General features: G+C 66.9%; 27 protein-coding genes (1 of these 27 only partly in view). 9 read left to right on the top strand and 18 right to left on the bottom strand.

The genetic code is table 11. The features are described 5' to 3' along the window. A protein-coding gene (locus AC1MLZ_RS13105) for a lipopolysaccharide biosynthesis protein (RefSeq protein ID WP_480958853.1) crosses the window boundary here: on the top strand, positions 1-484 show its final stretch. 1001 nt of this gene lie to the left of the window's left edge; only the last 484 of its 1485 coding nucleotides appear in the window; the start codon falls outside the window, past its left edge; its stop codon occupies positions 482-484. An 11-nt stretch (positions 485-495) separates the two neighbouring features. Here AC1MLZ_RS13105 and AC1MLZ_RS13100 read toward each other — a convergent pair whose 3' ends face one another. Beyond that, the gene (locus tag AC1MLZ_RS13100; protein WP_480958852.1) at positions 496-921 is read right to left on the bottom strand and encodes a CBS domain-containing protein; all 426 of its coding nucleotides are present in this window, start codon (positions 919-921) and stop codon (positions 496-498) included. Positions 922-992: 71 nt separating this feature from the next. Here AC1MLZ_RS13100 and AC1MLZ_RS13095 point away from each other — a divergent pair, with 71 nt between their 5' ends. Then, positions 993-1313: a hypothetical protein gene (locus AC1MLZ_RS13095; protein WP_480958851.1), complete on the top strand. Its 321-nt coding sequence runs from the start codon at positions 993-995 to the stop codon at positions 1311-1313. Positions 1314-1525: 212 nt separating this feature from the next. Here AC1MLZ_RS13095 and AC1MLZ_RS13090 read toward each other — a convergent pair whose 3' ends face one another. From AC1MLZ_RS13090 to hisS, 4 genes are all read right to left on the bottom strand, one after another. Further along, on the bottom strand, positions 1526-2809 hold the full coding sequence (locus AC1MLZ_RS13090; protein WP_480958850.1) for a DUF4167 domain-containing protein: 1284 nt from the start codon (positions 2807-2809) through the stop codon (positions 1526-1528). Positions 2810-3067: 258 nt separating this feature from the next. Continuing rightward, entirely contained in the window at positions 3068-3934 is an 867-nt protein-coding gene (gene prmC / locus AC1MLZ_RS13085) for a peptide chain release factor N(5)-glutamine methyltransferase (RefSeq protein ID WP_480958849.1), read from the bottom strand. Positions 3935-4048: 114 nt separating this feature from the next. Further along, positions 4049-5122 carry a peptide chain release factor 1 gene (prfA, locus tag AC1MLZ_RS13080; protein WP_056066153.1) on the bottom strand — a complete coding sequence of 358 codons (1074 nt, stop codon included), beginning with the start codon at positions 5120-5122 and terminating at the stop codon, positions 4049-4051. A 133-nt stretch (positions 5123-5255) separates the two neighbouring features. Next, a complete protein-coding gene (hisS, locus tag AC1MLZ_RS13075) occupies positions 5256-6500 on the bottom strand; it encodes a histidine--tRNA ligase (protein ID WP_480958848.1) in 1245 nt (414 codons plus the stop codon). A 48-nt stretch (positions 6501-6548) separates the two neighbouring features. Between hisS and AC1MLZ_RS13070 the strand changes: the two genes are divergently transcribed. The 3 genes from AC1MLZ_RS13070 to ppa all read left to right on the top strand — a co-directional run bounded on the left by AC1MLZ_RS13070 (position 6549) and on the right by ppa (position 9987). Further along, positions 6549-7211, top strand: a complete 663-nt coding sequence (locus AC1MLZ_RS13070; RefSeq protein WP_480958847.1) for a DUF1345 domain-containing protein — start codon at positions 6549-6551, stop codon at positions 7209-7211. A 210-nt stretch (positions 7212-7421) separates the two neighbouring features. Next, on the top strand, positions 7422-9335 hold the full coding sequence (locus AC1MLZ_RS13065) for a M61 family metallopeptidase (protein WP_480958846.1): 1914 nt from the start codon (positions 7422-7424) through the stop codon (positions 9333-9335). A gap of 73 nt (positions 9336-9408) precedes the next feature. After that, on the top strand, positions 9409-9987 hold the full coding sequence (gene ppa, locus AC1MLZ_RS13060) for an inorganic diphosphatase (RefSeq protein ID WP_480958845.1): 579 nt from the start codon (positions 9409-9411) through the stop codon (positions 9985-9987). Positions 9988-10069: 82 nt separating this feature from the next. Here the strand turns inward: ppa and AC1MLZ_RS13055 are convergent, their stop codons facing one another. From AC1MLZ_RS13055 to ispG, 4 genes are all read right to left on the bottom strand, one after another. Then, a complete protein-coding gene (locus AC1MLZ_RS13055) occupies positions 10070-10546 on the bottom strand; it encodes an N-acetyltransferase family protein (RefSeq protein WP_480958844.1) in 477 nt (158 codons plus the stop codon). Further along, complete coding sequence (locus tag AC1MLZ_RS13050; protein ID WP_480958843.1) at positions 10543-11442, bottom strand: DMT family transporter; 900 nt, start codon at positions 11440-11442, stop codon at positions 10543-10545. The genes AC1MLZ_RS13055 and AC1MLZ_RS13050 overlap by 4 nt, the downstream gene beginning before the upstream one ends. Before the next feature lie 15 nt (positions 11443-11457). After that, positions 11458-11784 carry a hypothetical protein gene (locus AC1MLZ_RS13045; RefSeq protein ID WP_480958842.1) on the bottom strand — a complete coding sequence of 109 codons (327 nt, stop codon included), beginning with the start codon at positions 11782-11784 and terminating at the stop codon, positions 11458-11460. Between the two features lie 433 nt (positions 11785-12217). Continuing rightward, entirely contained in the window at positions 12218-13354 is a 1137-nt protein-coding gene (ispG, locus tag AC1MLZ_RS13040; RefSeq protein ID WP_480958841.1) for a flavodoxin-dependent (E)-4-hydroxy-3-methylbut-2-enyl-diphosphate synthase, read from the bottom strand. Positions 13355-13469: 115 nt separating this feature from the next. Between ispG and AC1MLZ_RS13035 the strand changes: the two genes are divergently transcribed. The 4 genes from AC1MLZ_RS13035 (at position 13470) to AC1MLZ_RS13020 (ending at position 16964) form a co-directional block, all read left to right on the top strand. Further along, positions 13470-13991 (top strand): DUF1993 domain-containing protein, encoded by a 522-nt coding sequence (locus AC1MLZ_RS13035; RefSeq protein ID WP_480958840.1) that lies wholly within the window; start codon positions 13470-13472, stop codon positions 13989-13991. 68 nt (positions 13992-14059) lie between these two features. After that, positions 14060-15199 carry an acyltransferase family protein gene (locus AC1MLZ_RS13030; protein ID WP_480958839.1) on the top strand — a complete coding sequence of 380 codons (1140 nt, stop codon included), beginning with the start codon at positions 14060-14062 and terminating at the stop codon, positions 15197-15199. Then, entirely contained in the window at positions 15196-16116 is a 921-nt protein-coding gene (locus AC1MLZ_RS13025; RefSeq protein ID WP_480958838.1) for an isoaspartyl peptidase/L-asparaginase family protein, read from the top strand. The genes AC1MLZ_RS13030 and AC1MLZ_RS13025 overlap by 4 nt, the downstream gene beginning before the upstream one ends. Then, positions 16113-16964 (top strand): S1/P1 nuclease, encoded by an 852-nt coding sequence (locus tag AC1MLZ_RS13020; protein ID WP_480958837.1) that lies wholly within the window; start codon positions 16113-16115, stop codon positions 16962-16964. The genes AC1MLZ_RS13025 and AC1MLZ_RS13020 overlap by 4 nt, the downstream gene beginning before the upstream one ends. 147 nt (positions 16965-17111) lie before the next feature. Here AC1MLZ_RS13020 and pal read toward each other — a convergent pair whose 3' ends face one another. The 9 genes from pal to AC1MLZ_RS12975 form a co-directional block, all read right to left on the bottom strand. After that, the gene (gene pal / locus AC1MLZ_RS13015) at positions 17112-17639 is read right to left on the bottom strand and encodes a peptidoglycan-associated lipoprotein Pal (protein WP_480958836.1); all 528 of its coding nucleotides are present in this window, start codon (positions 17637-17639) and stop codon (positions 17112-17114) included. A 52-nt stretch (positions 17640-17691) separates the two neighbouring features. Then, complete coding sequence (gene tolB / locus AC1MLZ_RS13010) at positions 17692-19062, bottom strand: Tol-Pal system beta propeller repeat protein TolB (RefSeq protein WP_480961553.1); 1371 nt, start codon at positions 19060-19062, stop codon at positions 17692-17694. Positions 19063-19280: 218 nt separating this feature from the next. Then, positions 19281-20315, bottom strand: a complete 1035-nt coding sequence (locus tag AC1MLZ_RS13005) for a cell envelope biogenesis protein TolA (protein WP_480958835.1) — start codon at positions 20313-20315, stop codon at positions 19281-19283. Between the two features lie 13 nt (positions 20316-20328). After that, on the bottom strand, positions 20329-20766 hold the full coding sequence (gene tolR / locus AC1MLZ_RS13000) for a protein TolR (protein ID WP_248523964.1): 438 nt from the start codon (positions 20764-20766) through the stop codon (positions 20329-20331). Between the two features lie 123 nt (positions 20767-20889). Then, a complete protein-coding gene (gene tolQ / locus AC1MLZ_RS12995; RefSeq protein ID WP_248523962.1) occupies positions 20890-21582 on the bottom strand; it encodes a protein TolQ in 693 nt (230 codons plus the stop codon). Then, positions 21579-22037 (bottom strand): YbgC/FadM family acyl-CoA thioesterase, encoded by a 459-nt coding sequence (locus AC1MLZ_RS12990; protein WP_480958834.1) that lies wholly within the window; start codon positions 22035-22037, stop codon positions 21579-21581. Before AC1MLZ_RS12990 ends, tolQ begins: the two co-directional genes overlap by 4 nt. A 108-nt stretch (positions 22038-22145) precedes the next feature. Further along, a complete protein-coding gene (locus AC1MLZ_RS12985) occupies positions 22146-22904 on the bottom strand; it encodes a hypothetical protein (protein ID WP_480958833.1) in 759 nt (252 codons plus the stop codon). A gap of 433 nt (positions 22905-23337) precedes the next feature. Then, positions 23338-24324: an NAD(P)H-dependent flavin oxidoreductase gene (locus tag AC1MLZ_RS12980; protein WP_480961552.1), complete on the bottom strand. Its 987-nt coding sequence runs from the start codon at positions 24322-24324 to the stop codon at positions 23338-23340. Positions 24325-24460: 136 nt separating this feature from the next. Continuing rightward, positions 24461-25714 (bottom strand): aspartate kinase, encoded by a 1254-nt coding sequence (locus AC1MLZ_RS12975; RefSeq protein ID WP_480961551.1) that lies wholly within the window; start codon positions 25712-25714, stop codon positions 24461-24463. Between the last annotated feature and the right edge of the window lie 44 nt (positions 25715-25758).

Raw genomic sequence — 25758 nt, 5'->3', positions numbered from 1 at the left:
GGCACCCGTGGTTCGGCTCCTTGCGCTGGCGATGCCATTCATGACGCTGCAGATACTGCTCGTGCCGGCGTCCGATGCGCAAGGGCGGCCCGGGATCGGCGTACAGAACGGCGCGATCGGGGCGTTGATCCTGGGGATCGCGTTCCTGGCCGGTGCGCAGTGGGGACCGATCGGCATGGGCGTCGCGTGGATCGCAGCGTATCCCGTCTATCTGGCAATCAGCGCGTGGCGCACTTTGCCAGTGATCGGTGTCCGCGCGCGCGACATGGTTGCCGCAGTGGCAGCGCCCGCTCTGGCAGCGATTGCGATGGCCACGATCGTCGTATCCGTCGACGCTGCGCTGCCGCCGCTCGATCCATATTGGCGTCTCGCGTTGCTCGTCTCGATCGGCGCCACGGCCTATGCGACGTGGATGCTGGTTTTCGCACGTTCGGCGGTCCGCGAACTCGCTGCGTTGGCGCGCGACCGGCCGCCGACTGCGTAAACGCTGCCGGGTCAGGCCGACTGGATATATTCGCGCATGGCCGCGGCGTCGGCTTCGATCCGGTCGATGCGGTATTTGACGAGGTCGCCGATCGATACGAAACCGACCAGGGTTTCGCCGTCGATCACCGGAAGGTGCCGGATCCGCCGCTGTGTCATCAGCGACAATGCGCCGATCGCCGACTCGTTGGGACCGATCGATTTCACCGCAGTGGTCATCACGTCGCCGATCCGCCGATCCAGCGCTGATGCACCGTCCGAATGCAGGCAATGGATGACATCGCGCTCGGAAAAGATGCCGACGACTTGGCCGCCATCGAGCACCGGTGCAGCACCGATCCGTTTCTCCGCAAGCAGGGCCACGGCCTGTGCCACGGTAGAGTCCGGGGTCAGCGACTGTATATCGCCCTTGTCCTTCAGGATCGCCGCGATCGTCATCTTCGCCTCTCCTCAAATGCGTCTGTTGCGCTTGGCTTGAGGAAACCATGTTTACGCGGCAATGGGAAGCGATGACCGATCGCGCGCCTACGGCCGGACTCCCGCCAAAACCGTCTGACCGCTCACCGGTCGGGCTCGATGATCCATCCTATGCCGCGTTCGCTTGGAGCCGGTTTCGCGGGATCATGGCGTGGATGGTACTGGCCGCAGCGATCTGCGTCGCAGCAGTGATCGCGGCGATGGCGCACCTCCAGGGGCCGCTGCATCTGGTGACGATGTTGGCGGTGATCGGCGGCGTGGGCGGTTCGGTCATGATGGCCGGCCTGCTGATGGGACTTGCGTTCCTCAGTTCGGGAAGCGGGCACGACGAAGATGTCGCGCGGATCGAGTGAGTGGACGACGAGCGACCGCATAACCCGGTGATAATCCGAGACGCTCTTCAGCGATCGCGAAAGCCAGGCCGTTATAGTGGCCCCCTGCCCCTGTTTTAACGGGGACTGGTACCTGCCTCGCGTGACCCGAACATAAAAATGGCCGGCACTGCTCGACGCAGTACCGACCCTTCTCAAGACTTCGCCATCCCGGAGTAATCCGGGCGATGGGATCAGCCTGCCTGGACTTCGTCCGGCACCGCGCGAACCCGGCGGCGGCGAGGCTTTTCCTCGACGGCGACGTCGGCGGCCGGAGCCGCTTCGGCTGCCGGTGCCGGGGCCGGGGCCGGGGCCGGTGCCGGTGCCGGTGTCGGGGCGACGGTTGCCGAGATACCCAGCGATGGCGGCAGGCGATCCGCGTCGAACGCGGTCGGCGCGCCTTCGTCCTGCGCGACAGGAGCGTCGAGGCTGCGATCGCGGCGCGGGCGACCGCGACGGCGGGGCTGTTCCTCGGTCGCGGCGACAGGCGTCGTCGTCTCGACGGCTTTGGCCGGCTGAGCAGCCTGCTCGGTGGGTTCGGTTACCGAACGGACCGCATCGGCTTCCGAATCCTGGTTGGCGTTAGCGACCGGTGCGCTCACGCGGGGCGTGCGGCGGATCGTCTCGCGCTGCGGCGCATCGCGGTAATCGCTGCGAGGTTCGCGAACCTGCTCGTCGCGGGGCTGAGCCTCACGTGCCTGGTTCTCACGAGCCTGGGCTTCACGGGCCTGGGCTTCACGGGCCTGACCCTCGCCTTCGCCGTTACGGTCGTCGCGTGGCTGAACATCACGGGGAGCGTTGCGCTGGTTGCGCGGGTTGTCGCCACGGACGCGGTCTTCGCGCTGGCCGTCGTTGCGCGGCTGAGCCTCGTTACGGGGACCTTCGTTACGGGGACCCTCGTTGCGGGGGCCTTCATAGCGATTGTTCTCGTACCGCGGTCGCTCTTCGCGCTGAGGGCGATCCTCACGGTTCTGGCGGGGCGCGTTCTGGTACTGGCCGCTTTGCTGGCCACCATTCTGCTCGCCCCGGTTCGGCTCGCCCCGGTTCTGCTCGCCACGGCTCTGCTCAGGCGTACCCTGCTGCTCACCCGAGCGGATCGGTTCGCCCTCGTCGCCGTAATCGTCGTCGCCGTCCAGATCGAACGGCTGCTGGCGGCGTGGCTGCTGCTGCGCCTGCGGCTGGCTCTCTTCGAAGCGGGCGCGGGTTTCGCTCAGGACGCGGAAATAATGGTCCGCGAACTGGAGGTAATATTCGATGTTGACGCGGTCGCCCTGCTGCTGCGCGTCGCGCGCGAGGTTCTTGTACTTCTCGTACAGTTGGCTCGCGTTGCCGCGCGCGCGGCTGTCGATGCGGTTGCCGGTATCGCGACCACCCTGGCCACCGCCGCCGCCCTGGCGTTGACCGCCACCACTGCCACCGCCGCCATTATTATTGTTGCCACGACCGCGACGGCGGCCGGCTTGCCGGTTGTTGATCAAGCTTGTGTCCTCAGTCGTCGAACCAAAATCTGGTCGTGCTCCGAAATGCGGTGCAAACCCCCCGCCGCGCACCGACGATCTAAACGAGATCGGTACGTCGAACTTGCCAGGGCCGCCGGACTGCAGCGACCTCAAAGCGAAGGATGCGGGTCAACGCTCAAAACCGACCATCATGTCGAGATTGCGTGCCCCTGCCCGCGTGATAGCGTCCGCAAGGGACCTACTACAAGCGAAATGTGGGGTTTAGCACCATATTGTTCAAGTCGTGGAGGCTTGGGTTGCGACCAGCGCGCGCGGATTGTTGCCGTAGTCGTGGTGGAGCGCGACGTGCAAACCTCGGGCTTCGAGCAATGCCGTGACGGGGGAGGCCTGCGTCGAGCCGATCTCGATCACCGCCGCGCCACCGGGGGCGATCAGGGCGGGAAGTTGCTCGGCTAGGATGCGGTAGTCGTCGAGCCCGTCTGCGCCGGCGAAGAGCGCGGCGTGCGGTTCGTGGTTATGGACTTCGGGCGGGAGTTGCTCGTCGGTGGCGATGTAGGGCGGGTTGGCGAGGACCAGGTCGAACTTGCCGACGATCGCGGTGGCCCAGCTTCCACGGATGAAGCGCGCGCGGTCCGTCATGCCGAGCGCGGCGGCGTTGGTGCGGGCGTAGTCGAGTGCTTGCGGGGAATAATCGATGCCGAGGCCTTGGGCGGGCCATTCGTCGAGAGCGGCGAGCAGCAGTGTGCCGGGGCCGGTGCCGAGATCGAGCACGGTGGCGGGAGCGCGGCCGGCGAAGTGCGCTTGGGCTGCGATCAGGAGCGTTTCGCTGTCGGCGCGGGGGACGAGCGCGCCGGGACCGACGGCGAGGTCGATCGACCAGAAGCCGCGGGTGCCGGTGATGTAGGCGATCGGCTCCTGGCGGAGGCGGCGTTCGACGAGCGCGGCGAAGGTCTCGGGAACGGCGTAGCGGGTCGGGTCGAGGAGGATCGCGTTACGGTCGACGCCGAGCGCGTGCGCCATCAGGAGTTCCGCATCGAGGCGGGGTGTGGCGGAGAAGGCGAGCTGCGCGGCCGTATTGGCGAGTGCGGACCTTACCCCCCCGCCCGCTTGCGGGAGGGGGTTGGGGGGTGGGCACGCGCTCACCGCGACCGCACCATCGGCGATGGGTCGCAGGACCCGAACTCAACGCGCGTCTGAAACCAGCCGCGAGCCCACCCCCCGGCCCCCTCCCGCTTGCAGGAGGGGGGGAAGCAGAAGTTAGCCATCCAGCTGCGCCAGCCGGTCCGCCTCGTCCTGCGCCACCAGCGCGCCGATCAGCTCGTCCATCTCGCCGGCGACGATCTCCGGCAGGCGGTGCAGCGTCAGGTTGATGCGGTGATCCGTCACGCGGCCTTGCGGGAAGTTGTACGTCCGGATCCGTTCAGACCGGTCGCCCGAGCCGACCATCGACTTCCGCGCGCCGGCCCGCTCGGCGTGCAATCGGTCGCGTTCCGCCTCGTACAGCCGGGTCCGCAGCACGCGCAGCGCCTTCGCCTTGTTCTTGTGCTGCGATTTCTCGTCCTGCTGGATCACCGTCAGCCCGGTCGGGATGTGAACGATCCGCACCGCCGAGTCGGTGGTGTTGACCGACTGGCCGCCCGGCCCCGACGAGCGATAGACGTCGATGCGCAGGTCCTTGTCGTCGATCTTGACGTCGACCTCCTCCGCCTCGGGCAGCACCGCGACGGTCGCCGCCGAGGTGTGGATCCGGCCGCCGGCCTCGGTCGTGGGCACGCGCTGGACGCGGTGGACGCCGCTTTCGAACTTGAGTTTGGCGAACACGCCCTGCCCGGTGACGCTGGCGACGACCTCCTTGAAGCCGCCCGCATCGGACGACGAACCGGAGATCATCTCGACCCGCCAGCCCTGCGATTCGGCATAGCGCTGGTACATGCGGAAGAGGTCGCCCGCGAACAGCGCCGCTTCGTCGCCTCCGGTGCCGGCGCGGATCTCGAGCATCGCCGCGCGCTCGTCGGCGGCATCGCGCGGCAACAGCGCGAGCGCGAGCTTGCGGTCGGCGGTTTCGAGCAGCGTGCGGTTCTCGTGCAGTTCCTCCGACGCCATCGCACGGAGTTCGTCATCCGCATCGTCCGCCATGAACGCGAGGCTCTCCGCCTCCTGCCGCAGCCGGCGCACCTCGGTGGCGGCCTGCGCGACGGGTTCGAGTTCGGCATATTCCTTCGACACCGCGACAAAGCGGTCGGAGGGGAGATCGCCGGTCGACATCAGGGCTTGCAGTTCGTCACGCCGTGCTTCGATCGCGCGGATGCGGTCAGGGGAGATCTGGGTCATGCTTCAGCCACCACACCCGTCATCCCAGCGAAAGCTGGGATATCCCAGTTGGCGCATGCAGCCCCCGCCCCGATGATATCCCAGCTTTCGCTGGGATGACGGTTGGGGGGCGAGCCGGCAGACGGGGCGACGTTCAACGCAGCACCCCCGCGAGATCGGCGAACGCGACTTCGGCTTGCGTCCCCGCGCCGAGCGTTTTCACAGCGGCAACACCCTTGGCCAGTTCATCATCGCCGATGATAATCGCGAACCGGGCGCCGAGCGCATCCGCCTTCGCCATCCGCGCCTTCATCTTGCCCTTGTACGCCATCTCGACCGCCACGCCCGCGCGCCGCAGATCGGCGACGATACCGGTCGCGCGCGTTTCGGCGTCGGCGCCCATCGGCACGACGACGGCGTCGATCGTTGCCGCAACCGGTTCTTCCAGCAGCATAGCCAGCCGCTCGACACCTGCCGCCCAGCCAACGCCAGCCGTCTCCGGCCCGCCGAGCGAGCCGATCAGCCCGTCATACCGGCCGCCGGCCAGCACCGTCCCCTGCGAGCCCAGCCGGTCGGTCACGAACTCGAACGCGGTGTGGCGGTAATAGTCGAGGCCGCGGACCAGCCGCGCGTTGCGCTCCCACGCGACGCCCGCCGCATCTAGCCCGGCGGTCACGGCTTCGAAGAACGCCCGTGCTTCGTCCGTCAGATACGCATCGATATCGGGTGCGCTGTCGGCGATCGGGCGGTCGCGCGGGTCCTTCGAGTCGAGGATGCGCATCGGGTTCTTCTCGAGCCGCGTCAGGCTGTCCTCCGACAACTCTCCACGATGCGTCTCGAAATGCGCCACCAGCGCCTTGCGCCACGCATCGCGCGTCGCCGCGTCGCCCAGCGTGTTGAGCTGCAACGTCACGCCCTCGGAAATCCCGAGTTCACGCAGCAACTGATCCGCCAGTACGAGCAGCTCGACATCCGCCGCCGGTTCCGCGGCCCCGATCACCTCGGCATCGATCTGGTGGAACTGCCGGAAGCGCCCCTTTTGCGGGCGTTCGTAGCGGAATACCGGGCCGCTGGTGGTGAGCTTCAACGGTGCAAACTGCTGCCAGCCTTCGGTCAGATAGGCGCGCGCAATGCCGGCGGTGAACTCCGGGCGGAGCGTCAGCGAATCCCCGCCGCGATCCTCGAACGTGTACATCTCCTTCGACACGACATCGGTCGTCTCGCCAAGCGAGCGCGCGAACACCGCCGTGGATTCGAACACCGGGATATCGACCCGCTGGAAGCAGTACAGCGCCCGCACCCGCTCGAACGTCGACAGGACGTGCGCGAACCGGCGCTGCTCTTCGCCGAAAATGTCCTGGGTGCCACGGATGCGGCGCGGGGTTTCTACTCTTGCCATATGCGCGCGTATCTAGGCGACGTCCCCGCTAAGCGCTAGCGCTGTGGCATGAGCAATTCCGCCAGATCCGACCGGGCCAGCTATTGGGGACTAGGCCAGCGCGTCGCCCCACCGCGCTTCGTGCTGTTCGTGCTGGTGTTCGTGGCCGGGCTCGTCGCGCTGATCCCGCGGTTCGGGTGGGGCCGCGGCACGATGGCAGCGTTCGACGTCGCCGCGGTCGTATTCCTAATCGCGGTCTCGACGCTGTTCCGCAACGCCACAGCCGAGCGCATGCGCCGTGCCGCCGAGGAGAACGACGCCAACCGCGCGGTGCTGCTCGGGTTCAGCGGGACGATCATGCTGGTCATCCTGGTCGCGGTCGCCAAGGAATTGCAGGGCAAGACCGACGCGGTTGCGATCGCGCTGACGATCGTGACGCTGGCGCTCGCGTGGCTGTTCTCGAACATGATCTACACGCTGCACTACGCGCATCTCTATTATGTCGACGATGCCGGGAAGGATGCCAGGGGCCTCGACTTCCCCACGTGCGACGAGCCCGATTATTGGGACTTCGCCTATTTCTCATTCACGTTGGGGATGACGTTCCAGACCTCCGACGTGCAGATCACCTCGCGGCGGGTCAGGAAAGTGGCGCTCGGCCAGAGCATGGCGGCGTTCGTGTTCAACATCGGCGTGCTGGCGTTCACGATCAACGTGCTGGGGAGTGGTTGAGTTCTCCCCCGTCGTCATCCTGACGAAAGTCAGGACCCAGAGCCGCATAGTGCAACGCCCGTTACCCTGGGTCCTGACTTTCGTCAGGATGACGGGAAGGGGGTCGTGGCACGTGCGGGGGCCCGAACTTCCCCCCGGTAAAGGACTGGACGGTTGCCCTTTATCGCGATTACACCTCGGGTTATCGTCTCTCAGCCGGAAGGCCCTTCCTTGATCCGCAAGCTTCTCGTCGCATCCCTGCTCGCGTCTGCCGTTCCTGCAATCGCGCAGGTCCCCGCCGGCAACACCGCGCCGCAGCCGGTGCCGTTCGTCGACACCATCCCCGACGCGGTCGATACGCCCTATCCCGGCACGCTGCTGCTCGACGTCGACGCGACCGATACCGAGCGCGGCATCTTCCGCGTGAAGGAAACCATTCCGGTCGCCAAGGCAGGCCCGATGGCGCTGCTCTACCCGAAGTGGCTGCCCGGCGCGCATTCCCCGCGCGGCGAGATCGAGAAGCTTGCGGGTCTGGTGATCCGCGCAAACGGCAAGATCGTGCCCTGGACGCGCGATCCGGTCGACGTGTTCGCATTCCACATCGACGTGCCCACCGGTGTGAAGAGCATCGTCGCCGAGTTCCAGTTCATCTCCGCGACCAAACCCGACCAGGGCAGGGTTGTGATGACGCCGACGATGGTCAGCCTCCAGCCGAACCTCGTCAGCCTGTACCCGGCCGGCTATTTCACGCGCCAGATCCCGATCAAGATGACCGCAACCTACCCGACCGGCTGGACCGCGGCGGGCGCGGTGCCGGCGAAGGTGTCGGGATCGACCTACAGCTACGACACGACCAACTACGAGATCCTCGTCGATTCGCCGACGCTGGCGGGCAAATACGGCAAGGTCTGGCCGCTCTCCCCCCGCGTCGGCCTGAACGTGTTCGCGGACAGCCCCGACCAGCTCGCCGCCAAGCCGGAGCAGATCGACGCGCACAAGCGCCTCGTCGATCAGGCCGTGAAGACATTCGGCGCGCAGCATTACGATCGCTACGAGTTCCTGCTGTCGATCACCGACCAGCTCGGCGGCATCGGGCTGGAGCATCATCGCAGTTCCGAGAACGGCGTCCGTCCGGGGTATTTTACCGAGTGGGAAACCGGTGCCGCCGGCCGCAACCTCCTCCCGCATGAGTTCACGCATAGCTGGGATGGCAAGTTCCGCCGCGGCGCCGATCTGTGGACGCCCGATTTCCGCACGCCGATGCGCGATTCGCTGCTGTGGGTGTACGAAGGCCAGACGCAGTTCTGGGGCTATGTGCTCCAGGCGCGTTCGGGGCTGGTCAGCAAGCAGGACACGCTCGACGGCTATGCCTCGATCCTCGGCATTTACGATACCGCGCCCGGCCGTCAGTGGCGTCCGCTGATCGATACGACCAACGATCCCGTCATCTCGGCTCGCAAGCCGAAGGGCTGGACCAGCTGGCAGCGGTCCGAGGATTACTACAACGAAGGCCTGATGGTCTGGATGGAGGTCGACGCGATGCTCCGCCAGAAGTCGAACGGCACCAAGTCGATCGACGATTTCGCACGCGCCTTCTTCGGCGTCCGCGACGGCGATTACGGCGAGCTGACCTACACGTTCGCCGACGTCGCGAAGACGCTCAACGGCATCGTCCCGTATGACTGGGCGACGTTCCTGAACACGCGCCTGACCGAGACCGGCAAGCCCGCGCCGATCAACGGCTTCGCGATGAACGGCTACAAGCTGGTCTATGGCCCCGAGCAGAGCCCGTATCTGAAGCAGGCGGAGAAGACGCGCGGCACCGATGTCAGCTATTCGCTGGGCATGGTGATCAACAAGGATGGCGTGGTCACCTCGTCGATCTGGGACAGCCCCGCGTTCAAGGCGGGCCTCGACGTCGGCACCGAGATCGAGGCGGTCAACAGCGAGGCCTATTCGTCCGACCGGATCAAGGCGGCGATCCTGGCGGCGAAGGGCACGAAGGTCCCGATTCGCCTGACGGTCAAGAACAACGACCGATTCCGGGATATCATGCTCGATTACCATGACGGGCCGCGCTATCCGCGCTTGCAGAAGGTGGGTACAGGTGAAGGCGGGCTCGACAAGCTGCTGACGCCGCGTTGAGCCTTTGAAATCTACCGGTGCCGGTCGCTCCCAGACGAGGAGCGCCGGCACCGTCATATTCGAAAGGACCGCCATGCGTATCGATCTCATCCCGACCGGCAAGAACCCGCCCGACGATTTGAACGTCGTCATCGAAGTGCCGACCGGCGGCGAGCCGGTGAAGTACGAGTTCGACAAGGCGTCGGGCGCGCTGTTCGTCGATCGCATCCTGCACACGCCGATGCGCTATCCCGCGAACTATGGCTTCGTGCCGCACACGCTGAGCCCCGATGGCGATCCGCTGGATGCACTCGTGATCGCACGCTCGCCGTTCATCCCCGGCTGCGTCGTCCGCGCGCGCCCGATCGCGGTGCTGAACCTGGAAGACGAAGCCGGCGGCGACGAGAAGCTCGTCTGCGTGCCCGTCGATTCGGTGTTCCCCTATTACTCGAACGTCGGCGGCCGTGCCGACGTGCCCGAGATCGTGTTCGAGCAGATCGAGCATTTCTTCACCCACTATAAGGACCTGGAAAAGAAGAAGTGGGTCCGCGTCGGCAAGTGGGGCGACGCCGAGGAAGCCAAGCGCATCACCATCGAGGCGATCGCGCGCTACGAAGCCGAGAAGGCCAAGGGCGAAGAGCCGATGAACGCGGACGACGCCGCAGGTCGGTAAGCGCTATTTCCCTCTCCCCCGGGGGGAGAGGGAAGGGGCCCACGGCACTTGCCGTGGGAAGGGTGAGGGCACATAGTGAAAGCTACCGCCCCGCCAGCCTGACCAGCGCCTCCCCCGACATCCGCTGGATCGTCCAATCCTCCATCCCGACCGCGCCGACTTTCCGGTAGAACGCGATCGCGTCGGCATTCCAGTCGAGCACCGACCATTCGAACCGCGCACAGCCGCGATCGAGCGCCACGCCGGCCAGATGCGCCAGCAGCGCACCGCCGACCCCCTGCCCGCGCGCTTCCGGCGTCACGTACAGATCCTCCAGGTACAGCCCGCGCTTGCCCGTCCAGGTGGAGAAATTGTGGAAGAACAGCGCAAAGCCGAGCGGGCCGTCGCCATTCTCCGCAATCAGAGCCTCCGCTGCCGGCTTCTCCCCGAACAGCGCCTCCGCCAGCATCGGCTCGGTAGCCTCGACCGCATCCGGTTCGCGCTCGAACGCCGCGAGTTCGCGGACGAAGCGCAGGATCGTGCCGACATCGGCGCGGGTAGCGGAACGGATATGGGTCATGCACTCGCCTCGATCGATGTCTGCGCGATGTCACGCCGCCGCGCCGCGTACAGGCACGCGACGACGATGATCGCCGCACCCGCAAGCGTGAACGCCGATACCCGCTCGCCGAACACCAGGAAACCCAGCGCGGCGGCATAGACGAACGAGGTGTATTCGGTGGTTGCGAGGAATCCGGTATCGCCGTGGGCATAGGCCCAGCCGAGCAGCCAGAGCGACGCGGTCGCGAGCCCCGCCGCCAGCAGGAGCTTGGGCCACTGCGCGGTCTCGGGCACCACCGCCAGCCACGGCGCCGCCAACGCCAGCGTCGCGGTTATCACGAGCGCCTGGAAAAACGCGATCTCCCCCGGTCGCGCCGCTTGGCTCTGCATCCGCGCGATCACGAGGTTCACCGCATACAGCACCGCCGAGCCGAGCACCGCAAGCGCGCCGTGGAACGTCTCCGGCCCCGCGACGCCGCGCCCCTGCCCGATCATCACCACGAGCACGCCGACCAACGCCGCGATCGACGCGACCACCGCCTTGCGCCCGACCCGCTCGCCCAGCGTCACCGCCCCCAACAGCAGCGCCAGGATCGGCGCGATGTAGGTCAGCGAAATCGCCTGCGCCATCGGCACGCGCGCAAGGCCCCAGAAGAACAGCACCGCCATCGCTGTCGTCACCAACCCGCGCGCCAGATGCAGCTTCAACGCCCGCCCCGTAGGTCGCCCACTCCTCCCGAGCTTCCACGCGATTGCGCCCAGCCCGACGCTCACCATCTGTCGCCACAGCAGCGCATTATAGACGCCGATCGCCAGCACGAGCGACTTCATCACCGCGTCCATCATGGAGAACAGGCCGATGCCCAGCGCGGCGATCGCGAAGGCCAAGGCAGGCGAAACGGTGCGGGGTGTCATCGGAACAAGCGGATATCAGGCGCGATCGGCTGCCGCGCCGATCCGCGCCAATCGAAGCAGTTCGGGAAGCGCCGTCCGGACGGCCGCGATCAGCGCGGCATTTTCGTGCGACCGTCCGTCGGCGGGAACAACATAGTCGTGATGCTGGATCGAGGTTGCGGCGACCACGCCGTGATAGGTCGAGCCGGAGAGATCGTCATTGTCGCCGGATGTGTTGGGCTTCGTGGCGACAGCCGTCGCGCACGATGCATTGTCGTCATCCATCGCCCGCACATACCAAGGCCCGGGCGTCGCCGCCTGATCCAGCGCGGTCAGTGCATCGAGATCGGCGGTCGTCGTCATCCGTATCCCATACGCCGCATCGAACCGGCACGCCATCGCCGCACGTTGCCCGAAAGGATCACCATTCGATCCGTCGATCCTCCCCCGCAAGGGGGAGGTGGCTGGCACTTGCCAGACGGAGGGGGAGGTAAGCGGTCACCCATGTTCCGTGTCCTCCCCCTCCGACGCCACCTCCCTTTGGCGGGGGAGGATCGGCCAGCTTCAGCGACCGTGGATGTAGGTCCGCATTAGCACCGGTCCCCCGCGAAGGCGGGGGTCCAGGAGCCGCAACCGTCATCGCCTTTTACCCTGGGCTCCCGCCTTCGCGGGAGAGCGAGAAGAAGCCTGCGCCCTATCCCTCGTCATCCTGACGAAAGTCAGGATCCAGAGCCATTGAGGTCGGCGTTCGTTACCCTGGATCCTGACTTTCGTCAGGATGACGGATGGTAGCCCCCTATTCCGCCGCCACCGGCACCAGCGCGGCCATCGCCTCGTCCGCTGCGTCGATCTCCGCGGCCTTGGCCTCTACCAACCGGACGATGTGATCGACCATGTCGGCATCCTGGACGTGGTGGTCGGTGACGCCCGACAGGTACACCATGTGCTTGCCGTTGCCGCCGCCGGTGATCCCGATGTCGGTCTCGCGCGCCTCGCCCGGGCCGTTGACGACGCAGCCGAGCACCGACAAGGACATCGGCGTGCGGATGTGCTGCAAGCGTTCTTCCAGCGCCTGGACCGTGCGGATCACGTCGAAGCCCTGGCGCGCGCAGGAAGGGCACGACACGACGCGGACGCCGCGGTTGCGGATACCGAGCGCCTTCAGGATCTCGAACCCGACGCGGACTTCCTCTTCCGGTTCGGCCGAGAGCGACACGCGGATCGTGTCGCCGATGCCGTACCAGAGCAGGCTGCCCATCCCGATCGCCGATTTCACCGTGCCGCCGACGAACCCGCCCGCCTCGGTGATGCCGAGATGCAGCGGGCAATCGACCTGTTCGGCGAGTTGCTGGTACGCCGCCACCGCCAGGAACAGGTCGGACGCTTTCACAGCGACCTTGAACTCGTGAAAGTCGTGGTCCTGCAACAGCTTGATGTGATCGAGCGCCGACTCGACCAGCGCGTCTGGGCAAGGCTCGCCGTATTTCTCAAGCAGATGCCGCTCGAGCGAGCCGCCATTGACGCCGATCCGGATCGCGCAGCCATTGGACTTGGCCGCGTCCACCACTTCCTTCACGCGCGCCGCCGAGCCGATATTGCCGGGGTTGATCCGCAGGCACGCAGCCCCTGCGTCCGCCGCTTCCAATGCGCGCTTGTAGTGGAAATGGATGTCCGCGACGATCGGCACGCGGCTCGCGCGGACGATCTGCTTGAGCGCGGTGGTCGATTCGACGTCGGGGCAGCTGACGCGGATGATGTCGACGCCCGCCTCTTCGCAGCGCCGGATCTGGTCGACCGTCGCGCGCACGTCGTCGGTCGGCGTGTTGGTCATGGTCTGCACCGTGACCGGCGCATCGCCGCCGACGGGAACGTTGCCGACCATGATCTGGCGGCTCTTGCGGCGGGTGATATCGCGCCAGGGACGAAGGGACATGGGGATTCCTCGGGAGTTCGAGGCCGTATATAGCGACTTGCACGGCCGAACGGAACATCGCTGGCTGGTGCGGCCAACGTGGGCCATAGCGGCGCGACACATAGGAGCCCGGTCGATGACGCTTTCCCTCTACGATGCGACGATCCCCTCGAACCTCCAGATTCTCCGCGCGGTCGACGCGCTGCTCGACAAGGCCGAGGCGTTCGCGGTCGAGCGCGGGATCGAGCCCGCGACTCTGATCGACGCGAAGCTCGCCGACGACATGCTGCCGTTCGGGTATCAGGTGAAGGCCTGCGCCGGGCATTCGGTCGGCGGGATCGAAGGCGTCCGCGCCGGCACCTTCGCACCCGACCGATCGGCCTGGCCGACCGATTTCGCCGGCCTTCACACCGTGATGCGCGACGCGATCGCCACGCTGGAAGCGATCGACCGGGAGGCGTTCGATGCGCTCGCCGACAACGACACGACCTTCGAGTTCGGCACGTTCGTCATGCCATTCACGGGCGCTAACTTCCTGCTCTCGTTCTCGCAGCCCAATTTCTATTTCCACGCCAGCACCGCGTACGCGATCCTCCGCGCGCAGGGCGTGCCGATCGGCAAGCGCGACTTCATGGGCACCCCGCGCATGAAGGCGTGAACCGGCGCGGGGAACGGCTGGGCCGTCGCACGCTTGCGGCCCCGCCCCTCGCCCCGTAGGGCCGCGCGATGAACCGGCATTTCGGCATGGACTGGCTGCGGATCGGCGCGTTCGCGCTGCTGATCCTGTACCATATCGGCATGGTCTTCGTGCCGTGGAACTTCCATGTGAAGTCGCTCCATGTCGAGAACTGGGTGCGGCTGCCGATGCTGGCCAGCAACGCGTGGCGGCTGACGTTGCTGTTCGTCGTCTCGGGCTATGCCAGCCGCGCGCTGCTCGCCCGGTCGAACGGCACGGCCGGGTTCTTCGCCAACCGCTGCTACCGCCTGCTCGTGCCGCTGCTGTTCGGCATCGCGGTGATCGTGCCCCCGCAACCCTGGGTCGAGCTGGTCACCAAGCATGGCTATGCCGGCAGCTATTGGACGTTCTGGAGCCACGATTATTTCCGCTTCGGCAAGCTCGCCGGGCTGTCGCTGCCGACCTGGAACCACCTCTGGTTCGTCGTTTATCTCTGGGTCTACACCACTCTCCTCACGCTCGGGCTGATCGTCGTCCGCGGCGACTGGCTGCAACGCGCGTTCGACCGGATTTTTAGCGGCTGGGCGGTCGTCCTGCTGCCGGTCGCCTGGCTCGTGTTCGTCCATGCCTGGTGGCTGCGGATGGTCGGCGAGACGCAGGCGCTGTGGGGCGACTGGATCGCGCACGTCACCTATTTCCCCGCCTTCCTGTTCGGCTTCGGCCTCGCGCGGTCCGAGCCGGCGATGGCGGCGATCGCACGCTGGTGGAAGTTCGGCGCGATCGCGGCGCTGCTCGGCTATCTCTTCATCATCGGCGTCGAGCTGCGCTGGCCGGCGGACGTGGTGACGCCGCGCTGGGTCTACACGCCCTACGGCATAGCGCATGCGGTCGAGCAATGGGGCGCGATCGTCGCGCTGATCGGGATCGCCGAGCGCCATTGGAACCGCGACCATCGCTGGCGGCCGATGCTGACCGAGGCGGTGTTCCCCTTCTACCTGATTCACCAGACGATCATCGTCCTCGCCATGTACGCGCTGCTCCCCGCCGGCCTGCCGGGCGGGGTGGAGTTCGCGTGCCTGCTGGCGGCAACGATCGTCGGCTGCGTCGCCTTCTACCTGATCGGTCGCAGCATCGTGCCTCTCCGCCCCCTCATCGGCCTTCGCGCCCTACCCTCGAAAGACTCTGCATGACCTGGACCCTCGTCATCCACGGCGGCGCCGGCAAACTCGACAGCGAGATGGTCTCGCCAGAGCAGGACGCAGGCGCGCGAGCCGGCCTGTCGAACGCGCTCGACGCCGGGTCGAAAGTGCTGGCGAATGGCGGCAGCGCGCTCGACGCGGTGGAAGCGGCGGTGCGCGTTCTGGAAGACGATCCGCACTTCAACTCGGGGCGCGGCGCGGTCTTCACGCACGACGGCATGCTGGAGCTGGACGCCGCGATCATGGACGGACGCACCCGAGCGGCAGGGGCAGTCGCTGCAGCGACGGCGACCCGAAACCCCGTTGGCCTCGCCCGCGCGATCCTCGACGATGGCCGCCACGTGTTTCTCGCCGGCAAGGGCGCCGACGCGTTCTCGCGCGATCGTGATTTGCCGCAAGCCGACGCCGACTGGTTCGCGACCGACGAACGCCGCCGGCAATTCGCGGAGTTCCAGGCGGATGGCGGCGGGTTCGACGTAGATATGAAATACGGCACGGTCGGCGCGGTCGCCTGCGACACGCACGGCCATGTCGCCGCCGCCACCTCGACAGGCGGCGTCACCGGCAAGCGCTGGGGCCGGATCGGCGATACCCCCGTGATCGGCGCGGGCACCTTCGCCGACGACCGCGCCTGTGCGGTGTCGTGCACCGGCTCGGGCGAGTTCTTCCTCCGCGTAGGCGTCGGCCATGAGATCGCCGCGCGCGTCCGCCTGTCGGGCGAATCGCTGCAAACCGCGGCCGACGCCGTCCTCGCCGAAGTGAAGGCGCTCGGCGGCACCGGTGGCGTGATCGTCGCAGGGCCGGACGGTGACATGGCGTGGGGCTTCAACACCGTCGGCATGTACCGCGGTCGCGCTTCGTCAGCGGGTAGCCGAACGGTCGCGATCTACGCTAACGAGCCGGCATGAAGCGCTATCTCCTCGCCGCCCTGGCCGTTACCGGCCTCGCCTCCCCCGCCACCGCGTTCTGGGAGTACGGCCACCAGACCGTCGCGCAGATCGCCTTTGCCAACGTCACGCCCAGGACCAAGGTCGCGATCCGGCGACTGCTCGCGCAGCAGGCGTTGCTCGACACGCCCGAATGCCCGGCGGGCACGATCGAGGAGGCGAGCGTCTGGGCGGACTGCATCAAGCCGCTGAAGACCGCCGACGGCAAGTCGCGCTTCGGGTTCGCCTATAGCTGGCACTACCAGAATGCCGACGTCTGCGCGCCGTTCGACCTGACGCCCGCGTGCAAGGACGGCGATTGCGTCTCGGCGCAGATCGACCGCGACGTAACGTTGCTGCGCGACCGCGCCACTCCGCCCAAGGACCGCGTCCAGGCGCTGGCGTTCCTGATCCACTTCGTCGGCGATCTCCACCAGCCGCTCCACGCCGGCGACCGCCACGACAAGGGCGGCAACGACGTGAAGGCGGATTACGGGATTTATGGGCCTGCGCGGTTCAACCTGCATTCGATCTGGGACGGCCCGCTGGCGGAGCGCGCGATCTCGACGCCGCCGTCGCTAGTCAGGCGGTATCCGGCGGCCGAGCGGGCGAAGATCGGGGCCGGGACGGTGATCGACTGGAGCCGGGAGTCGTGGGAAGCGTCACATACGGCGTATGCGGCGGCGCTTGGCGGGGACGCGTGTGGTGCGGTGCCGGCGCGGGTGAAGATGGATGACGCGACGATCGCGAAGATGGTGCCGGTGTCGCGCGAAGAGGTTCGCCGCGGGGGCATTCGCTTGGCGAAACTGCTCGACAAGGCGCTGGGGTAAAACCCCTCTCCCTTCAGGGGAGAGGGAGGGGCCCGCGCGAAGCGTGGGAGGGTGAGGGCACGCGCCAACTAAAGCACGTGCCCTCACCCTCCCGTCGCCAAGTGGCTCCTCCTTCCCTCTCCCCGCGGGGGAGAGGGACAGAAGACGTTAGTTCAGCACAACCGTGACCGCACGACGGTTCGCCGCCCAGCTCTGGTCGTCCGAGCCCATCGCCACCGGGCGCTCCTTGCCATAGCTGATCGTCGTCATCCGCGACGACGACACGCCCTTCGCCGCCAGATAATTCTTCGTCGCGTTCGCACGACGATCGCCGAGCGCGAGGTTATACTCCCGCGTGCCGCGCTCGTCGGCATGGCCTTCGATCGTGATGCGCTGGTTCGGGAACTTCGCCAGCCACTGCGCCTGGCTGTCCAGGATCGCGCGTGCGGTCGGATCGATGTCGTACATGTCGAGACCGAAGTTCACCGTGTTCGAGCTGACCGAACGCTGGAAGTCGGCGTCCGAACCCGGCACGATCGCGCCGCCGACATTGCCGTTGTTCATGCCCGCATTGGGATCGACCGGCGCGTTGTTATCGACCGGCGCGGGCGGCAGAACCTCGGGGCGCTTCTTAGCGCAGCCAGCAACGGCGATCAGTGCGGTACACGCAAGCAAGATGTTGGAAAGCTTCGACATAGATAGTCTCCCGTAGAAAAACTCGTGTCCCCGTTATGCCCCCATAGCAGGTTTACGGACGAAGTGGGCCCCAGGCCGGATCGGAGCCGTCCAGCGGCGTCGGGATCTTGCGTTCATTGACGCCTGTCAGGTCGACCGACCAGAGATCCGCCTTGCCGCCGCTGCCACGCCCCGAACGATAGAAATTGACCACGCGACCGTTCGGCGACCAGCTCGGCCCCTCGTCCTGCCAGTCGTTGGTCAGCAGCTTTTCGCCGCCGCCGCTCGGGCTCATGATGCCGATCCGGAAGCCGCCGCCGAGCTTGGTGAACGCGATCAGGTCGCCACGCGGGCTCCATACCGGCGTCGCATAACGCCCGCCGCCGAAGCTGATCCGCTGCTGGTTCGATCCGTCGGCATTCATCACGTAAATCTGCTGCCCGCCCGAGCGATCGCTCTCGAACACGATTCGCGAGCCGTCCGGCGAATAGCTGCCACCGGTGTCGATCCCCGGCGAATTGGTCAGCCGTTGCGGCGTGCCACCCTGCGCCGAGACGCGGTACACGTCGGTATTGCCGCCCTGCGCCATCGAGAACAGGATGTTGCGCCCGTCCGGCGAGAAGCGCGGCGCAAACGTCAGGTTCGCGTTCGCCACCACCAGCCGCTGCTTGCCCGATCCGATGTCGTAGACATAGATCGCCGGGCGATTGTTGAGATAGCTCATATAGACGATCGACTGCTGGTTCGGCGCGAACCGCGGCGTCAGCACGATCGACTGGCCGTTGGTCAGGAAGCGGTGATTGGCACCGTCCTGGTCCATGATCGCGAGCCGCTTGATGCGGCGGCCCTTGGGCCCGGTCTCGGACACATAGACGACGCGACTGTCGAAATACGCGCCTTCGCCGGTCAGCCGGGTGTAGACCATGTCGGCGCATTTATGGCCTGCGCGACGCCAGTCCGACGGCGACACGACGAAGCCGGTGCGCGTCAGCTCGGCCTTGGACGACACGTCGTAGAGGTAGCAGCCGACCGTCAGATTGCCGTCGCCATTGGCGCGGATGAAGCCCTGCACCAGCGCCTGTGCGCCGGTGCTGCCCCAGTAATCGAACCCGGGCGCGGTGACTTCGGGGAAGGTGACCGGGCGGAGTTGACCGGGGGAGAGCGGCGTGAACAGGCCGGAGTTGCGGAGGTCGTTGGTGACGATCTCGGCGAGCTGGCGGCCGAGGACGTCGGTCGAGCCTGCCGGCGTGGAGACGACGGCGGACGTCGGCATGACCGGAATCGCGATCGGCATCGGCGCGGAGATGCCGCCGGTCACGTCGACCACGAGGCCGCCGGACTGATCGCCTGCCGGGGCTGGTGCTGCCGGGTCGGCGGGGGCTTGTTGGGGGGCCGGCGCTGGTGCGTCCTGTGCGTAGGCGGTACCGGATACGAACGCGAGCAGCCCAACCGAAGCAAGAACCGATCGAGCCTTACGCCCACCCGACACCACCCCGGCGAAGGCCGGGGCCCAATTGGGGGACGTCGCCAAGGGAGCGTTGCGCATCATTACATTGGCCTTCCCGATTGGGCCCCGGCCTTCGCCGGGGTGGCGTTTCTCAACTGGAAGCGGCTGGCGCGAAGGGAAAAACCCCAGGATCGATCGAGTCATAACGGACATCCTCAGCCGGGAAGTTTGTAGCGCAGGCTGAAATTGCTCCAGCCGTTCTGCACGTCATACAGGTCGTCGGGCAAACCGCGTAGCGGCGAACACCCGACAAAGGTCGCGATCGCCAGATCGTCGACGCGATCGACATAGCGCCGGTTGTCGTCGTCGACGCCGGCATGACCGGTGATCGTCGGCCGCGACTTCAGCGTCCCGTCGCGGTTGAGCTTCAGGTTGATCGTCACGCGGATACGCTCCGCGCCCGGCCCAGGCGTGACCTGGCGATTGGCGCAAGGCTGCACCTGCCGCAGGATCGCCGAACCGATGTTCGCCGCCGCCTGCGCACCGAGCTTGGCGGCCTTGGGTGACTCCGACTTGCTTGGCGACGGATCGGCCGACAGCCCCTTGAGGAAATTGTCGCCAAGCCGCGAGCCGCGCGGCCGCGAGGTCTTGGCGTCCGCGGTCGAGCCGCTGCCCTTGGTTGACGACGGCTTGGCGGGCTTGGCAGCACTCGACGACGACTTGGCGGCTGTGTCCTTCGATTTCGTCGCAGTCTTCGCCGGCGCCGATTTTGCCGGAGCGGACTTGGTCGGCTTGGCCTTGGCGGGTGCTGGCTGCGGCTTCACCACGGGCTTCGCAACCGGGGCCGGCTTGGCGGCGGGCTTTGGTGGTGCGGGCTTGGGTTTGGGCTGCGGCCTGGGCGCGGGTTCCGGTGCCGGTTGCGGCTTGGGCGCCGGCTTCGGCGGCGCGGGCTTGGGCTGCGGCGCGGGCGGTGTAGGATCGGGCTGCGGCTCGGGCTCAGCCTCTTGCGGGGCGGGCGGCGCGGCATCCTCGGGCGCGCCCTCGTCCGGCGCGATCGATTGCGCGGGCGCCTCGGTCGATTGCGGCGCGGTCGCCTCCAGCGCGACGTCGGGCACCAGGCTCACGTCGATCGGCTGCTGCTGGATCTTGGGCGGTTCGGGCGCGCTGAGGAAGCCGAGCGACAACAGGCCGAACAGCACCGCATGCCCGACCAGCGCGACGCCCAGGCCGATCTTCTCCGAACGATCCATCAGCCGAGCGCCATTAGTTCTGATTACCCTCGACGGTCACGAGCGCGACGCGGTTCAATCCGGCGCGGTTGAGTTCGCCCATCACCCGCATCACGCGGCCGTAATCGAGCTTCCGGTCCGCGCGCAGCAGCACCTGCGGTTCGTCCCCCACCGCGCGGCTGGCGGCGATCGATGCGAGCCGGATCGGCAGCGCGTCGTCGGCCACCTGGTCCTGGTCGATGAACAGCGCACCGGTCTCGTCCATCGATATCTCGACGGGCTTCTGCTCCTGGTCCAGCGCCTTCGCACGCGCGTCGGGCAGGTTCACGGGCACGCCTGCGGTCATCAGCGGCGCGGTCACCATGAAGATGATCAGCAGCACCAGCATCACGTCGACCAGCGGCGTGACGTTGATGTCCGCCATCGGCGCGCGCCGACCGCGCCCGCGAGAAGAGGGAAGGTTCATCGCCATGCTACTCCCCTCCCGCTCGCGGGAGGGGTCGGGGGAGGGCTGTGCCGCAATGACTGTTCGAGGAAGAGATAGAAGCCCCTCCCCTGACCCCTCCCGCAAGCGGAAGGGGAATAAGAAGGCCGCTCATCGCGAACCGTCCAGTTGGCGCGACAGGGTGGTGTGGAAACCGTCGGCGAACCGATTGAGGCTCGCCTCGATCCGGTTGATCCCGTGCGAGAAGCGGTTGTACGCGATCACCGCGGGAATGGCCGCGAACAGGCCGATGGCGGTCGCGAACAGCGCCTCCGCGATCCCCGGCGCCACCACCGCCAGCGACGTGTTCTGTGCGGCGGCAATGCTGGTGAAGCTCCGCATGATGCCCCACACCGTGCCGAACAACCCGACGAACGGCGCGACCGAGCCGACCGTCGCCAGCACGTTCAGCCGGTCCGACAGCGTGTCGATCTCGCTCGCAACCGCCGCGCCCATCGTCGTCGCCAGTCGCTCGCGCGTGCCGCTCTTGTCGATCGTGCCGCCCGCGGTCGAGCGCCGCCACTCGGTCACGCCCGCCGCGAACACCCGCGCGGACGGCAAGGCGCTCTCGCCCTCCGCCTTGTAGAAGACGTCGATATCCTCGGCCTTCCAGAAATCGCGCTCGAACCGCACCATGTTCTTGCGCGTCTTGCCGATCCGCCGCCAGAACGCGACGATCAGCGCCCAGGTCCAGATGCTGGCGAGCAGCAGCCCGATCATCACGCCTTTCACGACCCAGTCGGCCTGCAGGAACAAGTGGATCGGCGACAGCGTCGCGCTATCCATAGTCAACACCGGATTCATGCTTCCCCCTGCCAGACTAGGCGTTCGTAGATATCGATCCATGCGCGTGGCTGGCGGCGTGGGCGACCGTTGGGAGCGACCAATGCCGCCACAATGTCCGCCTCGGCCAAGACAAGCCCGTCGCGCATGACCCTTTGATGAATGGCGACCCCGGCCGCGCGGACCTGCACGATCCGCGAGACGACCAGCAATGCGTCGTCCAGCTTGGCGGGCGCGGCATAGCGGATGGTGACGCTGGCGATCGCGTAGGAGCCTTCGCCCGCTTCGAACGTCGCCCGCTGGTCGATCCCGCCGAGCCGCAGCATGTCCGATCGGGCGCGTTCCATGTAGCGCAGGTAATTGGCGTGATAGACCGCGCCCGACAGGTCGGTGTCCTCGAAATACACGCGCACCGGAAACCGGTGCTCGCGCCCTTCGAAGCGGCCTTCCGCCGGACGATCTGAAACCTCAGCCATTCCCGCGGCTGTTAACCCAGTCTTCGCAGGGAAGCCAAGCTTTGCCTGCAAGATGTTGGGGATACGCCTCTACTATCCTCGCCCTGGCGGGGGAGGATTCAAAGGATTTTACTGGAAGACGCTAGGGTCGAGCTTCAGCCGAGGCTGCGCGGGGGGCACCGGCTGCGAGATCGGCTGGAGACGCGCCTGCGTGATCGTCTGCACCGGCATGTTCGACGCATATTGGCGCGAGGCGACCAGTTGCGGCGGGACCGGGCGCACCGTCCGACCGCGCCACGCATCGACTGCGCGGTAGAAATCGGTGAACGGACGCTCGAGCAAGGGCAGGTTCTGCGCCGCGAACATCGGCATGGCGTCGGCCGACACGCCGACGCTCTGCGCGAGAACCGTCCCCGCCGCCGCGCAAAAATCGTCGCGCGCGGGCGACTGCGAGAAGAAGTTGTACAGGCGCGTCATCGAATCGTCGTAGCGATCCTGCCAATCGCCGCCGCCCGACTTGTATTCGCTGGCATAGGTCGCCTCGGCCTTGGCGAGCACCGGCTTCTGTGCCGAGAGCAGCGCGTTGTAGCCTGCGACGATCGTCAATTCCTGCGGCCCACGGCACGCGAGCGCGGCGACGTTGAGCGCAGCGCGGAGGTGCCAGACCTTCGCAGACGTCGTCAGGTTGCGATTCGGCGTGGGATAGGTGCCGTCGGCCAGCGCGACCGGGATGACGATCGTCGGCGACGCGCCTTTCGGCATCGTCGGCGCGGGCACCGGCACCATGATTACGGGCGGCGCGACCTGCGCCACGGTCCGCGGCTTCGACGTGCAGCCGGCCAGCAGGCCCAGTGCGGTAAAGGACAGCAAAGCAAACCGACGACTCATCGCAACACCTCGTAACGTCCCCCGACGGGACAGTGTTTGCCGCGATTAGGTTAACGAGACGTAAGCCGTACGCGCTTTGCGGTGAGCTGAGAGGGGGCGAGGTTGGGGGTTGTACTGGAGTTTGGGGGGGGCCGGTTCCCCGCGACTCCACCACCCCGGCGGAGGCCGGGGCCCAATTGGACCGGTGATAGTAACGGAGCGCGACCTCAGTCAGCGACGTCCCCCAATTGGGCCCCGGCCTTCGCCGGGTGGTGCTGGGGTGAAGTATCACGCCGTTAAGACGATGCCGCCCCTCTCGATCCTCCCCCGCAAGGGGGAGGTGGCGCCGCAGGCGACGGAGGGGGAGGACACGGAACAGAAGTCGGCGCTAACCGCCCCCTCCGTCAGGCAAGTGCCTGCCACCTCCCCCTAGCGGGGGAGGATCGAGAGTGCGTTAAACCGCGCGCGCTTCCAGCGCTGCCGCTGCCTGCGCCATCAGCCCGCCGATGATCTCGGCGACCGGCTCCTCGCGCTTGACCATGCCGACCGACTGGCCCGCCATCACCGAGCCATGCTCGACATCGCCGTCGATCACCGCACGGCGCAGCGCACCCGCCCAGTAATGCTCGATCTGCAACTGCGCCTCGGCCATTTCCACGCGACCGCCGTCGAGGTGCCCGGCAACCTCCCGCTGCTTCGCCGTGAACAACTCGCTCGACGCGTTCTTCAGCGCGCGCACCGGGATTACCGGCAAACGCGCATCGATCTGCACGCTGGCGATCGCATCGCGCGCCGACGCACGGATGAACGCCTTCTTGAAATTGGCATGGGCGATCGATTCGGTCGCGCATACGAACAGCGTACCGAGCTGGACGCCCGCCGCGCCCATGTCGAGATACCCCGCGATCGCCTCGCCGCGGCCAATCCCGCCGGCGACGAACACGGGCACTTGGTCCGCGATCTCTGGCAGCATCTCCTGCGCGAGCACGCTGGTCGAGACCGGGCCAATATGGCCACCGGCCTCCATCCCCTCGATCACCAGCGCATCGACACCCGAGCGGATGAGCTTCTTTGCGAGTGCCAGAGCGGGCGAGAATGCGATCAATTTCGCGCCTGTAGCCTTGATCGCCTCGATGCTGCCCTTCGGCGGCAGGCCACCGGCGAGCACGACATGACCCACCTTGTGCTTGGCGCAGACCGCGATCAGTTCGAACAGATCGGGGTGCATGGTGATGAGGTTCACGCCGAACGGCTTGTCGGTCATCGCCTTGGTCGCGGCGATCTCGGTATCGAGCAACGCGGGCGTCATCGCCCCGCACGCGATCACGCCGAACCCGCCCGCGTTCGAGATCGCCGAGACGAGGTGACGCTCGCTCACCCAAGACATCGCGCCGCCGAGAATCGCGACCTCCGACCCGAGGAAAGCGGCGCCACGCGCCATCCGGCGTTGGAGCCTCTGCTCCCCTCCCGTCTTACGGGAGGGGTCGGGGGAGGGGTTTGCCTGAGGGGCGGACATATCGGTCATCACGACCGCCTAGCCCTCCCCCGACCCCTCCCGCAAGCGGGAGGGGAGAGTTTTACGCCGCATCCTCGGCATCGAGCCCGTACGCCGTGTGCAACACGCGCACCGCCAGCTCGGTATAATCCTCTTCGATCAGCACGCTGACCTTTATCTCCGACGTCGCGATCGCCTGGATATTGATCCCGCGCTCGCCGAGTGTGGTGAACATCGTTGCCGCGACGCCCGCATGGCTGCGCATCCCCACACCGACCACCGAGACCTTGGCAACGCGCGTGTCATGCACGATCGTCGCGTAGCCAATCGCCGCCTTGGCCTTGTCAATCACGTCGAGCGAGCGCGCCAGATCCGCCGCCGGTACCGTGAAGGTCACGTCAGTCGAGCCGGTCGAATGCGCGACGTTCTGCACGATCATGTCGACGTTGATCCCCGCGTCCGCGAGCGGCGCGAAGATCGCCGCAACCGAGCCCGGCCGATCGCTGACCTGCGTCAGCGTGATCTTCGCCTCGTTCTTGTCGTGCGCGATGCCGGTGATGAGCTGGCGTTCCATATCGTCGATTTCCTCTTCGCCCACGATCAACGTGCCGCGGTGACCATCATTGGTATCCCCGTCTTCGAACGAAGACAGCACGCGCACACGCACGTTCTCTTTCATCGCCAGACCGACAGACCGCGTCTGCAACACCTTGGCACCGACGCTGGCGAGTTCCAGCATCTCTTCATACGTGACCTTGCTCAGTTTACGCGCACGCGGCACGATCCTGGGGTCGGTCGTGTAGACGCCGTCGACGTCGGTATAGATGTCGCAGCGGTCGGCCTTCATCGCCGCCGCTATCGCCACGGCCGACGTATCCGAGCCGCCGCGGCCTAAAGTAGTGACCCGCTGGCCGTCCGCTACGCCCTGGAAGCCGGGAATGACCGCGACGACGCCGTCGGCGAGGCTCGCATCAAGCGCCGCCGTGTCGATCTCGCCGATCCGTGCCGAGCCGTGCGCGTCCGACGTGTTGATCGGCAACTGCCAGCCCAACCACGACCGCGCCTTGCAGCCGGCCGCCTGCAAAGCGATCGCGAGCAAGCCGCTCGTGATCTGCTCGCCGGCCGAAACTACGACGTCATATTCCTTCGCGTCGTACAGCGACGACGCCTCGCGGCAGAAGCCGACCAGCCGGTCGGTCTCGCCGGCCATGGCGGAGACGACGACGGCGACCTGGTTGCCGGCGTCGACTTCGCGCTTCACGCGCGCGGCGACGTTGCGGATACGCTCGATCCCAGCCATCGACGTCCCGCCGAATTTCATCACGATACGGGCCATTGGCAGCGCAAATCCCTTTGGGTCGAAGCGGCGGCCCTGATAGG

It is taken from the genome of Sphingomonas sp. PEI4 (assembly GCF_056679955.1).
This window is presented reverse-complemented; position numbering and strand designations above follow the sequence as displayed.